Raw genomic sequence first — 14,101 nt, forward strand, 5'->3', positions numbered from 1 at the left:
AGAACTGACGCATAATCCAGGGATAAGCCTTCAGATACACAACAACCTCCAACAAGGTGGCTGTTGCAATCACCCCCTGAAATCGCCCTCATTATTGGGCCTGATTTCGTCGTGCTCGCTGAGGCCGAGCTGACCGATCAACTCAGTGGCGACATCGACCAGTGAGGCGCCTTGAAGGAGAAGTGCCACCGGAGGCTCTACACCGAAATCTCCGCGGACGGTATTCCTGATTCGCACAGCCATGAGCGAATCCATTCCGAGTCCGGTCAACGGCTCGTCCGTGGCCACGGCGCGATCGTCGGGATAGCCCATGATCGCTGAAACGCGTCTCCGCAGACGCCCCGTGACAACGCGGTTGACCTCGCCGGAGTCTAGGTGCTGCAGTGCATCGGTACCCGGCCAGTCATCGTCGCTTTCCGAACCCACTTCCCCTGCGAGGTCGGTGAAGTAGTTGAGTTGCTGGATTTCCGGGAATGCGGCGACCGCCCGATCGAGGCGCAGCCGCGTGACGCCGACACGCGCAAGGTCGCCGGCGAGCACCGCTTCCAGCGCCTCGATCCCTTCAGCGGGACTTATCGGATCGAGAACCCCGAAGTTGAGTGCGCTCGCGACTCCAACCTCCGCCCATTGGCCCCAGTTGATGGTTGTGGCTGTCAGAAGCGACGCTCTGCGCCACGAGACCAGAGCGTCCAGCCATGCGTTCGCGCAGGCGTAAGACGTCTGTCCCGGCGATCCCAGCAGGGACGCCACCGACGAGAACCCGACCCACCAATCGAGCTTGCGTTCTGTGGTCGCTTTATGAAGTCGCCACGCACCCATTGCTTTCGCAGCCCAAACCCGTTCCAGGCTTTCCCTGGTGAGCTTCACGACGATCTGGTCGTCAATGACGGCGGCCGAGTGGACGATTCCGCGCAGGGGCCGCCCAGTCGCTTCGGCAGCCGCTACAAGCCGTTCGGCCATTCCCGGCGCAGCGATATCACCGCACACCACGGCGACCTCGGCGCGTGCTTCCAACTCCGAGAGGTCTTTTCGTTGACTTTCGGAGGGGCCGCTTCTACCGTTGAGAACCACACGGGCGGCGCCGCTGTCGACCAGCCAGCGAGCGACGACCATGCCGACCCCGCCGAGACCACCAGTGATGATGTATGCGCCATCTGCACGCACTACCGGATCACGCACGCGAGCGTTGAGCGTCGCTCGAGCAAGCCGTTCGGCGTACCTGTCCTGACCCCGCCAAGCGACCACGTCATCACTGCCTTGCGCCGCGAGCTCGGCGGTCAACATGGCCCTGACGTCTGCGTCCATATCCAGATCCACCAAGGTGGCTCGCAGATCAGGATGTTCGTACGCCAACACGCGGATCAGACCCTTGAGCGCACCGACCGTCGGATGACCCCGCTCGTCATCGTGAACCAGAAGACCGTTACGACTCACCAGCCACATCCGTGGCGACTTCCCGTGCCAGCCGGACACGATTGCGCGTACCGCGGCGGACACCGCCCAAATCACATCGCGTGCGCGTGTCGGTTCATCGTCGGGGGCCATCCCGTCGATGCCGGGCTGGCCGACGAAAATGACCACACCGACCGGCGGAAGATCCGGATCTGCAGCCGTTTTGGCGAACGCGTCTAGTACCGCAGATTCATCCCCAAGGTTAGCCGTGATCACACGCCGACTCGAAGTGGCGAACCCGGTCGTGAAATCCTCCGCGATGTCCTTCATGTCGACCCCATGGGTCAGCACCAGCCAGCTTCCGGCTGGCGGGCAGGGACGCGGTGCGACGCTGTCCGGTGATAGCGGTGTTTGTCGCCACACGGAGTCGAACAGCTTCTGCGCCAGCGGTAACGGCACCGCGCGCCGATTTACGCGTCGCAGGTAGACGCCGCTGATCGATGCGGTCGGTGCGCCAGTGTCGTCCAACAGTGTGATGCGCCCTACAGCGCCGGTGTCGTCGACGTTGATCAACTCCGCCCGGCACCGGCCTCGCCGTCCGACCTGTTTATGCACACGGATCGTCTCCATCGCCACCGGCAGGTACGTGACCTCGGTCATGCCCTGCTGTGACTCGGTCGGCATGGCGGCAGCCAGGGTCTGCAGGGCAGCGTCGAACATCACCGGATGGACACGGAACTCGCGATGCGAAGTTGCATCGTCGGGCAGCGCGATCTCTGCTTCGGCAAACCCGTTGTCAGAATGAATGATCCGGGTCAGGGCGGCAAAGGCACGTCCATGATGGGCACCGGTACGTCGCAACGCAGTGTAGAAGTCGACTGGTGACACGATGGTACCGGTGTCGCCGAGCGCACCGTTCCAAGTCGTGTCGACCGCGCCTTGCCCGGCGTGGACACAGGCGACCGCGTGCCGACACCACGTGCCGCCGGTTGACCGCGAATAGACCTCGACTCGCACACTGTTGCCTGCGCCCGAGTTGAGGACCGTGGTCAATTGGGTTCGGCTCTCGACGGGCAGCATCTGTTCGACCTCGAGTCGATTCACCGTAACGGCGTCGGCGGGCAGGCCGAATGCTTCGCAGCCTGCGGCCAAAGCGATCTCAGCGAAAGCCGCGGCGGGCATGACGGGCTGGCCATGCACCTTGTGATCCTGCAGCCATGGGAGGAGGTCGGTGCCGACGTCCGCCTGCCACGCGTGATCGCGGCCCTGTGGCATCTCGACGTGCATACCGAGCATGGGGTGCATCCCCGTCGGCCGACCGTCCGCGCGATCGTTAACCCAGTACTTCGAGTGCATCCAGGGCCTGGGCGGAAGGTCTACTAGGCCGTTTGAGCCTCCGTCGCAACCTTTCTCGTCGCAACTTTCCGCATCCACTGGGAAGTGCACAGTAGAGAGATTCGCGTGGAAGGTGATTGTCTCCGGGCTGTCCCGGTTGATCGTCGCGGCCACGCGGATGTCGCCGCAGGACCCCACAAACTCAAGAGTTTCGGTGATGGCATGGGTGAGCAGCGGATGCGGGCTGACCTCAACGAAGTTGGCGTGCTTGGCACCCGCGATCGCCACGGCCTGACTGAACCTAACCGGATGGCGAAGGTTGGCCACCCAGTGGCCCGCGTCGAACACCGGCGTTTGGCGGCCCGCGTTCCCTGTGGTGCTGAAGAGCAGGATCTGTGGAGCGCTCGGCGTCAGATCGGCAAGCGCACTGCGCAAGTCGAAGAGAATAGGATCGATGGTGGGGTGATGGGAGGCCACGTCCACCTCGATGCGCCGCGCCAATCTTCCTTGTGCGTCAACCACGGCGATCATCGCGTCGACCTGTGCCGGGGGCCCGGCCACCACTGTCTGACGCGGAGAGGCGTACACCGCCAAGGTGATATCGGGATAGCCGGCCATCAACTCCTCGGTGGCCGCTGCGTCCAGTTCCAGCAGCGCCATCGCGCCCTGTCCGGACAGCCGGGACATCAACCGCGATCGGGTGGCTATCACCCGCAGCCCGTCGGCGGGCGTCAGCGCCCCGGCCACCACAGCCGCGGAGACTTCACCCATCGAGTGCCCGATCACTGCGTCGGGTCGCACGCCGTGATGACGCCACAACTCGGTAAGCGCCAGGTGCATACCGACCAGCACCGGTTGGATACGGTCGATGCCGATGAGTTGCTCGCCGTCGGTGAGCACTTTGCGCAGCGAGAACCCGACCTGCGCAACGAAGACCGGCTCCAAATCGGCTATCGCTGCGGCGAAGGCCGGTTCATCGGCCATCAACTGCCGACCCATACCCGCCCACTGCGAGCCCTGGCCCGAGTACACGAACACCGTGCCGGAGGCGGCAGGCGCCTCGCGCGGCAAGACCACTCCGGGCGCAGGCACTCCGGCAGCAAGGGTCCGCAAACCTGTGACGGCTTGTTGCCGATCAACCGCACACACCGCGGCGAACTTGCCTTCGCCCTGGCGGTGACGCAGTGTGCGTGCCAGATCCGCCAATTCGACATCCGTGGTGTCACGCTCCAGCCAATCGGCCAATGCCGTCGCCCATGAACTCACGCGCTCGGTTGTCCTACCGGTCACGACAAGCGTGCTCACCGAGGACTCCGAACTACCACCTGACGAGGCCGGCATATCCGGTCCTTGCTCGAGCACCACATGTGCATTGGTCCCACCGAGGCCGAACGAGGACACTGCCGCCCGGCGCGGGCCCGAACAGTCGGGCCACTGCATCAGGTCAGTAGGAACGAACAGTCGTGTCGCGGACGCGTCGATCGCCGGATTCCACTGCAGAAAATGAAGATTGGGGGGAATCTGCGCTCGGTGGACGGCCAAAACGGCCTTGATGAAGCCTGCGATACCTGCCGCCCCCTCCAAATGGCCCATGTTCGTCTTGACGGCCCCGACCGCGCATGGACCGTTTCCCTGGCCGTAGGTGGCTGACAATGCGTCGAACTCGATCGGGTCACCGAGGGCCGTACCGGTCCCGTGAGCCTCGACGAAATTCACTGAGCCCGCTGCAACATCGGCGCCCCGCAACGCCCTTGTGATCACATCATGTTGGGCCAGCGCATTGGGTGCGGTCAGGCCGTTGGAGCGGCCATCCTGGTTGACCGCCGAGCCGCGCACTACGGCCAGCACTCGGTCACCGTCACACACTGCGTCGGTGAGTCGCTTGAGCACGACCACACCAGCACCCTCACCCCGCACGAACCCGTCGGCCCCTGCATCGAAGGAGCGACAGTGCCCATGTGGCGACAGCATCCCCCACTTGGACAACGCGAGCTGGGTTTCCGGACGCAGGATGAGGTTGACGCCACCGGCCAGAGCAACGTCGCTTTCACGCATCCGCAGGCTCTGACAGGCCAGATGCACCGCAACAAGCGATGACGAGCAAGCCGTGTCCACCGCGACCGCCGGCCCATGCAGACCCAACAGATACGCGATCCGACCGACGGTGATGCTGTGAGCGTTACCCGTTGCGCAATAAGCGTCGATCGCGTCAGGGTTCGCGGCCGAGGCCGTTTGATATTCCGTGTAATACACCCCCATCATCACCGCAGTGCGACTGCCGCCCATGGCCTCCGGCGCGAACCCGCCATGCTCCAACGCTTCCCACGCCACTTCCAACAGCAGCCGCTGTTGCGGATCCATCGTCTCGGCCTCGCGCGGTGAGATTCCGAAGTGGTCGGCGTCGAAGCCGGACACATCGGGAAGGAAACCGGCCCATTTCGAGCTCATCCGCCCGGGCGAGAACGGGTCAGGATCGTAGAACTCCTCGACATCCCAGCGGTCCGAGGGCACCTCGCCGATCGCGTCGCCTCCGTCAGCCAGGAATTCCCAATACGCCTGCGGACCCACCGAACCACCGGGGAAGCGACAGCCAATTCCGATCACGGCTATGGGCTCCGCTGCGGCCAGCCGAGAAGCCTTCTCGAACTGATCGTCCAGCGCTGCACGCTGGGCTGCGGTCATATCCGAAATTCGGCTGAAGGTGGTTCTCATCATCGGATACCGCTCTCACTGGGAAAATGCTCCGATTCCACGCTGTCGAACAACGCATCCAACACACTGCTGCTGGTGGAACCATCGAGATCGACGTCGTCGTGCTCCGTATTCAGTTCAGGTGCCAGGCTTTCCGCCAGATGCCTCGCCAACGACGAGATGGTCGGGTGATCCCATAACATCGTCGCTGACAGGTCGATACCCACCAGGTGCTGGGCCTCTCGAAGGACGGCCATCGCCATCATCGAGTCAAGTCCCATCTCGGGGAACGGCTGATTGATGTCCAAAGTCGTTTGCGGAGCCTGTAATTCGCGGGCCAAGATGGCTTGCAGTCCTGCTTGCAGTTCCGCGCAGACCTCTTCAGCGGTCATCGACGACCAGTCGGAGCTAGGGCCTGATCGATGCGCGTCGTCGCCGGTCGCTCTGTCCAACGTTGACGGCACCATCGACCGTTCCACACGCCGCAGACGGACGTCCCTCACCTCTGCGATGGCTGTGCCTGCGTCATCGATCACGCTGACGTGACCCCATAGGTCCGCACCGTCGTCGTTGGCGCTGACCGACTCCGCACGGCACCGCGCTCGTCGGCCCATAACTCCAGACAGCCGAATCGATCCCAGCGACATCGGCAGGTAAGTGACTTCGACCGGCAGGGGCTCGACCGGTGTTGCCGCGACCAAACTCTGCAGCGCCGCCTCCAACATCACCGGGTGGATCCCGTAACCCTGAGTCGAACCGGCCTCTTCGGGCAGCACGATTTCGGCGTGCACCGTTTCGCCGGGCGTACGAACGATGCGGGTCAATGCGGTGAACGGCGGGCCCTGTTGGATTCCGGCACGTCCTCGTGCAGCGTAGAAGTCCGTGGGCGCCACTACAGTTCCGACATCGGAAAGGGTGTTGCAGTCCTGAGGCGGGATGCCGTGGCGCGTCACGCCCACGCGCGCCACTACATGCCGACACCAACGGCCCCCGGTCGATCGCGAGTGGATCTCGACTCGAACCGCATCGTCGGCGTCCCGGACAAGCTGAGTGGTCAACTCGGTCCGACCGTCCAGGGCAAGAATCTGCTCGGTTTCGAGCCGATTCACCTCCACATCCCCCACGGGTAGCCCAAGGGCCGCACTACCCGCTGCCACCACCATCTCGGCGAACGCCGCCAGAGGCATCACGGGTTGACCGTGCACGGCATGATTCATCAGCCAGGGGTTGCGCTCAGTGTGCGCCCGAACCTGCCATACGTGTTCACGGCCCGATGGCATCTCCACGTGCGTCCCGAGCAGTGGGTGCGCCGCGGTCACTCCCGCCCGGACCGATCGATTCGGCACCCAATACCTCGAATGCAGCCAGGGCGTGGGCGGGATGTCCACCAGGCGTCCAGCGGCGTTCGCCTGCGGTGTCACACCCAAAGCGGCGAGTTGCGAATGAAAGTAGAGGGTTTCGTCGTCTACCCTGGCCGTCCTCGTGTGCAACGCGAAGCAGCCAGACCACGGCTCTGACTCGAGGATGGCGGCGATGGGGTCGGCGACCTCGGGATGTGGACTGATCTCAATGAATGTGCTGTGGTTGCGCGCTGCCGCCGCGATTGCCTGATCGAGTCGCAGTGGATGGCGCAGATTGGCTACCCAATGTGCGGCGTCGAGCACAACTGCGGAGTCCGCGGTTGCGACGGTGGACAGGTAAGGAATCTTCGGGCTTTTCGGTGTCAAAGCACTTAGTGCCGAGGCCAGTTCGTCCGATATCGGATCCATCAGGACGGTGTTGGCAGCGATTTGCGTGTCGATCCTCCGCACGGGAAGAGCCTTCTGCTGGACTTGGGCGATGAGGGCATTGATCTGGTGGGGTGGTCCGGCGATGGCGGTTTGGCGTGGGGAGGCGTGCACGGCGATGGTGACGTCGGGGTAGTCGGCGATGAGTTGCTCGGTGGCGTGGGTGTCCGTTTCCAGCAGCGCCATGGCGCCCTGCCCGGCAAGCCGCGCCATCAGCCGCGACCGGGTGGTGATCACATACAGCCCTTCGGCGGGACTCAGCGCCCCGGCCACCACCGCCGCTGACACCTCACCCATGGAATGGCCGATCACCGCATCGGGCTCCACCCCGTAGGAACGCCACAACGCCGTCAACGCCAACTGCACCGCCATCGTGACCGGCTGTACCCCTCGTTCACCGCTCGGTGATTCGCCACTGGTGAGTGCCCGCTGCAGCGAGAAACCGGTTTGGGCAACGAATATCGGCTCGAGGTCGGCGATCGCTGCAGCGAAGGCCGGCTCGTCGGCCAGCAGCTGTCGACCCATGCCGGCCCATTGCGAATTCGAACCCGGATACACGAACACTGTGCGCGCATCAGCGGGCAGGTGTTGGGCCCTCACGACCCCCGCTGTCGTTCGGCCTGCGGCCAATTCCCGCAGTGCGGTTATTGCTTGGGTGCGGTTGCGGGCGCAGACGGTGGCGAATAGTGGGTGTCGGGTGCGGTGGTGGTTGAGGGTGTGGGCGATGTCGGCCAACTCCACACCGGGTTGGTCGTGTTCCATCCAGTCGGCCAGCACCGCAGCCATCGCCTCGAGCCGTTGGGTGGTCTTACCCGACACCACCAACGTGGTCACCGCCGGCGCCGGCACCCCGGCCGCGGGCTCGACAACCGGCGCCTGCTCGAGCACCACATGGGCGTTGGTACCACCAAACCCGAACGACGACACCCCCGCACGCCTGGGCCGACCCGTCACCGGCCAATCCATCGGAGCATCAACAACTCTCAACCGCAAATCCCCAAACGGAATATGCGGATTCGGAGAGTCGAAGCACGCGTTAGCCGGAATATGGGCACTGTGCACGGCCAGCACCGCCTTGCAGAACCCCGCGATGCCCGCCGCGGCCTCAAGATGGCCGAGGTTTGTTTTGATGGCGCCGATGAGCAGTGGGTTTGTTGGGGGGCGGCCTCGGCCCAGCACTGTGCCCAGTGCGCGGGCTTCGATGGGATCACCCAGCAGCGTGCCGGTGCCGTGGGCCTCCACATAGTCGACCTCACCCGGGGCGAGACCGGCATTGGCATAGGCCGCACGCAACACCGCCATCTGCGCAGCCGGATTGGGCGCCATCAACCCATTGGAGCGGCCGTCCTGATTAACCGCCGACCCCCGCACCACCGCCAACACCCGATCCCCGTCACGGCGCGCATCCGAGAGCCGCTTGAGCACCGCCACCCCACAACCCTCACCACGAACAAACCCATCAGCGGCGGCATCAAAGGCATGACAACAACCCGACGGCGACATCGCATTGGCCAAATCGAAACTGCGCGTCACCGCCGGCGACAACACCACATTGACCCCCGCCGCCAACGCCAGATCCGCATCCCCGGTCCGCAAACTCTGACACGCCAGATGCACCGCCACCAACGACGACGAACACGCCGTATCCACCGTCACCGACGGCCCCCGCAGATCCAGAAAATACGACACCCGATTGGCGATAACGCTCAACGCCCCACCAGTACCCGACCACGCATCAACCTGACTCAAATCCGCCGACGCCAGATACCCGTACTCCCCCAAACACGCACCAACAAACACCCCAGTCAAGCTCTGCCGCAACGACGGCGCCGCAATCCCGGCATGCTCCAACGCCTCGTAAGCCACCTCCAACACCAACCGCTGCTGCGGATCCATCTTGGCCGCCTCCCGCGGCGAGATCTCAAAAAACTCCGCATCAAAAGCATCAACATCACTCAGAAACGAACCCCACCGAGTGGTAGCAGCCAACGCCGCCCCCACCTCCGGCGAACCATCATCAAACAACGCCCACCGATCCGCAGGCAACCGCCCCACCGACGACCGACCCTCACACACAAACCGCCACAACGACTCCGGCCCACCAACCCCACCAGGAAACCGACACCCCAAACCAACAACCGCAACCGGCTCACCCAGGTATGACCCCCCGCAGCTGTCCACCACTTCGACTTCAGACGGTGAGCCGGTCAGGAATTTCACCAACGCGTTGATCGTCGGGTACTGCCAGAACTCCACCGGAGATACCTGTCGCCCCAACAACTCCGACAGTTCTCCTGTGAGCACCACCGCATCGCCCGACCCCAATCCGAGGTCATGCATCGACGAATCCAGGTCGATTTCGTCTGGGTTGCAGCCGATGTTGGCGACCAGGTAGTCGACCAGCCAGTCGCGCAGCGCGTCCTCGTCAAAAGCCGCAGTCATAGACCAACATCCAGACGAAGAAACCCATCACCACGGTACCGCTCCGCGCACGCCGAACGCCGCACCTTGCCACTCGTCGTAATAGGAATCGAACCCGGCGCCACCAACACCAAATCAGCCACCCGCACACTGTGGGACTGCGAAACCGTCGTTATCACTTCGCGTTTGACAGTCTGCAATCTGCGCAGTGTCTCTTCGTCTTCGCCGCGGTTCTTGATTTCGGCGATCACCACCAGCCGCTCGGTACGTCCATCGGGGATCGCGATGGCGGCAACCCGCCGACCGGTGACCTCTTGGATCGTGGCTTCGATGTCGTCGGGGTAATGGTTGCGTCCGTCGACGATCAGCAGGTCCTTGATCCGACCGATGATGAGCAACTCGCCTTGTGACATCACCCCTAAGTCCCCGGTACGCAACCACCCCGACCGCGGCGTGCCCGGCGACGGATTGACCAACTCGACCCCGAACGTGCGCTGCGACAATTCCCGATTGCGCCAATAACCACCGGCGACGTTGTCACCATGCACCCAGATCTCGCCCACCTTCGACGCCGGACACTCCGCCCGCGTCTCCGGATCAACGATGCGCACCGTCGACGCCCGAGGCGGACCGTAATTCACCAACTCCGTCGCCCCATCACCCTCACTACACACCGCATAACCCGCAGCCAACTTCTCGTAATCGAAACGAACTCTGGCCGGCGCATGACCCTTCGGCGCGGACGTCACATAGAGCGTCGCTTCCGCGAGGCCGTAAGAGGGTCGTACCGTGTCGCTGGGCAGACCGAAACGCGAGAACCGGTCATTGAAACGCTGAATCGTCGCGGCGTGAATGCGTTCACTGCCACTGATGATGCCCAGCACACCACCCAGATCCAGCCCCGCCATATCCTCATCCGACGTACGACGAGCCGCCAACTCAAACGCGAAATTCGGCGCCGCCGACCACGACGGGCTGTTGACCGCCAACAACTGCATCCACCGAGCCGGCCTCTGCAGAAACGCCACCGGGCTCATCAGAAACGCTGGCCGCCCGACGGTTTCACCTGACACCGCGCTTGGCACCAGCAGCGGAGCAAAGACGCCTTGCACCATCCCCATGTCGTGAAAGAAGGGCAGCCACGAGACGAAGGTGATGTCGGACGGCGGAACTTTGGCGCGATGCTCGAAGTAGTCGGCAAAAATCTGGCCCAGGTTGGCCAACACGTTCTGGTGAGTGACGACGACACCGGCCGGCCGCCGAGTCGAGCCCGACGTGTACTGCAGATAGGCCGTCGACGAATAAGGACCCAAGCCCACATCCGCCATCAACGGCGAATCGAAGTCCAGCGCATCGATCTCGATCACTCGCGGCGCGGCCGCACCTGTGCGCCCGCCGGCATACGGCAACACTTCTGCGACCACTGCCGAGGTTGTCAGTAATACCGCCGGCGAGCAGTCTTCCAGTGCTCCCGACACCCGTTCGTCATAGCCGCCGAATTGGGGCGCCGGGAGCGGGACGGCGATGAGTCCCGCCTGCATCGCACCGTAGAACGCGACGATATAGTCAAGACCCTGGGGAGCCAAGATCGCCGCTCGATCGCCAATCGAGGCGCATAGCAACAACTCTCGCGCGATAATGCGCGCTCGTTGTGCGAGCTGCGACCACGTCAGGCTCTCGGCGAACCCTGATGGATTTACCTCGTAGTCGATGAACGTATATGCGATGTCGTCCGGCTGTCGCCGAGCACGGTTCATGAGAACCGATGGAACAAAATGCTCTTTTAAACGCATTGCAGCGCCTCTCGGTCGGTCTGGGCGCGAGTGACTGCCCCCCCTGACGGAGCAGACCGGTCCTGGAGTTTTGATGTAAGCCCTGACCACCCAAAGGCCAGAGGTTTGCGCAATCGACATCACCGGAAGACCGAGCTCAGCCTCCGCGTCGATTACTGGCTTGACGCTGCCGCCAATATTAGGGTCGGCCGAGAACGGATGGAAGGCGTTTTCGCCAAAATATTCACTGCCAATTCGTCTCTCGACGAAAGGCGCAGCTCAGACCTCAGTTTGTTGCTTAGGCTGGGATAACTCTTTCAGCACAACGATGTTGACATCAAAACGATGTCGACCGACCGCATCTACCGCCGCTTCTGCTGGATCAGAGTGCGCGAGCCTCCATCGCCTACACCTGCTGCAGGCTTTCGATGCAGCGCTCAGTAGCCGCCATGTCACCGTGCCATTGGACGATGGCTCATGCCGCCCAGTCACAACGCGGATTTGTTCGGATGACCTTTGCTGGCGCAGCATGACGTGAGTCTGTCTTCGATCTCGGTAACGAGCTCGAACAGGTTGTCGTTGATATAGAAATGGTGACCGGGAAAGACCCGCGCGCTGAATTCCGCTGTCGTTCGCCGAGACCAGCCCTGGACTTTCTCGTAGGTCGCGACGTCGTCATCATCACCGAGGAAGGCGAAGATCGGGCATGACACGGCCGCGTCGACTGGACATTCGTAGTTTGCGATGGCCTTGAGTCCTCGGAGTGTGGGCAAGATTCTTGCGGCGAACTCTTCGTCCTCTAAGAACTCCGGGTTCGCTCCGGTCATCGCAGTGACCGCATCGAGAAGACCGCGGTCGGACTCCGGAATGTAGTCGTAGCCAATCTGACCTGGCGCAGCACAGGCGGATACGAATAGCGCTGCAATCCGCCCGCCTGCCGCTTCGAATCGACGGGCGACATCAAAGGCGACCAAAGCTCCCATGCTGTGGCCGAAGAACGCAACGGTCCCGTCGGCCCGATGTGCCGGGGACAACAGTCGGCACGCGCCTTCGGCAAGATCGGAAATGCTGGTGAAGGAAGCGAGATCGTGGATGCCAGATCGTCCGGGGTAACGAACGGCCAAGCACTTGACGTCGCTTGAAAACGATTTGGCGAACGGCACGTAGTACTCCGCCGATCCGCCAGCATGCGGAAACACGTAGAGCGTCGACGTGCAGCCGGGCATGCGGCCACAGTACCGACGGCGACGCGTTCGCATAGCCCGACCGCCAACAACTTCCACCGTCGGCATAGGCAGATCCTTGCGAGCGAAACAACTTTCAGGCGTGACACGCCTGCGGTGCTCAGTCCACGAGACGTCTTTCATCGCCGCCCCGCTGCGGCAGGGCGGGTCTGTGGCCGACACGCCGTGAGAATTCGGGAGTTTACGCCCGCCTGGGGCGTGGCTCGGCGTAGTCGACTGAAGTAGTCGACTACTCACCTTCGTGGGTGGGGCGGCACCGAGAATATGCGCATCGGGAAGGCGGTGGCCTATGGCGAAATTCGACGTCGGCGTCGTGGAGTACCTGGCCAACAGTCGGCTCGGCCCCAACCCCATGGTGCGAAACAGCTTGATGACCGCTCAGGCAGCGCGGGCCGATTCGCTCTGGGTGCCCGATCATCTGAATTCGCTGTTTCCCCGATCGGTGATGAAGAAGCCATATGTGGGCGCGGCGGCGTTGATGCCCCGGCCTGACGCGTGCCTCGAGCCGTGGACCATGCTCGGCAACATCGCCGCGAAGAATCGCATCCGTCGGCTGAAACTCGGCTTGGCGGTCACCGACACTGGCCGACGCAATCCAGCGGTCACGGCGCAGGCGGTGGCGACGCTTCACCTGCTGACCAAGGGCCGCGCGATCCTCGGCATCGGCACCGGCGAACGGGAGGGCAACGAACCCTACGGGGTGGACTGGGCAAAGCCGGTGGGCCGGTTCATCGAGGCGATGGCGACGATCCGGGCGCTGTGGAACTCGGGCGGCAAGCCCGTCACCCGCGACTCGGAGTTCTACCCGCTGCACAACGCGACGTTCGACCTTCCGCCCTACAAGGGCAAATGGCCGGAGGTCTGGGTCGCCTCGCACCGTCCGCGAATGCTGCGGGCCACCGGACGCTACGCCGACGGCTGGTTCCCCGCCGCACTCTTCGAGCCGGCCGACTACAAGGCGGGACTGGAAACCGTGCGCGCGGCCGCATCCGACTCCGGTCGAGACCCGACATCGATCAGCGCGGCGAACTTCTTCTACGTCGTCACCGGCCGAAGCCGCGACGATATCGACGAAGCGCTCGACTGCGTGGCGATGAAGACTTTCGGGCTGCTGGTCCCTGGGGATGCGTGGCAGCGGCACGGCGGCCACCATCCGATGGGCGACGGTTTCGGCGGCTACCAGGACATCATTCCGCAGGTACTCGACGAGCAGACGGTGTTGTCATACACCGCGCAGGTACCGGTGTCACTGCTGCAGCAGTGCCTGCTCACGGGTACGCCGGACGAAATCGTCGACCAGGTGGCCGAGTGGCGCGATTTCGGCCTCGAGTACGGCGTCTTCGCCAACGCCAGCCTTATGCAGCCCAGCTTCAAGAAGGCCGTGGCCGCCAGCGCGCCGTTCCTGCAGATGCTGCGGAAGGTGAGGAAGCTCGGATCGCCGTGAGCCCGCCGTAAGCCG

Annotated in this window: 5 protein-coding genes; 1 reads left to right on the forward strand and 4 read right to left on the reverse strand. The window is 63.5% G+C overall.

Annotated features, from left to right (window positions below):
• Nucleotides 1–69: 69 nt before the first annotated feature.
• The 4 genes from CQY20_RS14385 to CQY20_RS14400 all read right to left on the reverse strand — a co-directional run bounded on the left by CQY20_RS14385 (nt 70) and on the right by CQY20_RS14400 (nt 12,624).
• The gene (locus tag CQY20_RS14385) at nt 70–5,439 is read right to left on the reverse strand and encodes a type I polyketide synthase (protein ID WP_097940767.1); all 5,370 of its coding nucleotides are present in this window, start codon (nt 5,437–5,439) and stop codon (nt 70–72) included.
• Nucleotides 5,439–9,647 (reverse strand): type I polyketide synthase, encoded by a 4,209-nt coding sequence (locus CQY20_RS35470; protein WP_097940768.1) that lies wholly within the window; start codon nt 9,645–9,647, stop codon nt 5,439–5,441. Before CQY20_RS35470 ends, CQY20_RS14385 begins: the two co-directional genes overlap by 1 nt.
• Nucleotides 9,644–11,419: an AMP-binding protein gene (locus CQY20_RS14395; protein ID WP_097940769.1), complete on the reverse strand. Its 1,776-nt coding sequence runs from the start codon at nt 11,417–11,419 to the stop codon at nt 9,644–9,646. Before CQY20_RS14395 ends, CQY20_RS35470 begins: the two co-directional genes overlap by 4 nt.
• A 467-nt stretch (nt 11,420–11,886) precedes the next feature.
• A complete protein-coding gene (locus CQY20_RS14400) occupies nt 11,887–12,624 on the reverse strand; it encodes a thioesterase II family protein (RefSeq protein ID WP_097940770.1) in 738 nt (245 codons plus the stop codon).
• 307 nt (nt 12,625–12,931) lie between these two features.
• Here CQY20_RS14400 and CQY20_RS14405 point away from each other — a divergent pair, with 307 nt between their 5' ends.
• Nucleotides 12,932–14,086, forward strand: a complete 1,155-nt coding sequence (locus CQY20_RS14405; protein ID WP_097940771.1) for an LLM class flavin-dependent oxidoreductase — start codon at nt 12,932–12,934, stop codon at nt 14,084–14,086.
• The last annotated feature ends 15 nt before the right edge of the window (nt 14,087–14,101 follow it).

Source organism: Mycolicibacterium agri (assembly GCF_002553505.1).
In the GTDB taxonomy this organism is placed as follows: Bacteria; Actinomycetota; Actinomycetes; order Mycobacteriales; family Mycobacteriaceae; genus Mycobacterium; species Mycobacterium agri.

Coding starts and splice junctions, on each gene's coding strand:
- CQY20_RS14395 (WP_097940769.1), bottom strand. CDS start 11,419: ATGCGTTTAAAAGAGCATTTTGTTCCATCGGTTCTCATGAACCGTGCT.
- CQY20_RS14385 (WP_097940767.1), bottom strand. CDS start 5,439: ATGAGAACCACCTTCAGCCGAATTTCGGATATGACCGCAGCCCAGCGT.
- CQY20_RS35470 (WP_097940768.1), bottom strand. CDS start 9,647: ATGACTGCGGCTTTTGACGAGGACGCGCTGCGCGACTGGCTGGTCGAC.
- CQY20_RS14405 (WP_097940771.1), top strand. CDS start 12,932: ATGGCGAAATTCGACGTCGGCGTCGTGGAGTACCTGGCCAACAGTCGG.
- CQY20_RS14400 (WP_097940770.1), bottom strand. CDS start 12,624: ATGCCCGGCTGCACGTCGACGCTCTACGTGTTTCCGCATGCTGGCGGA.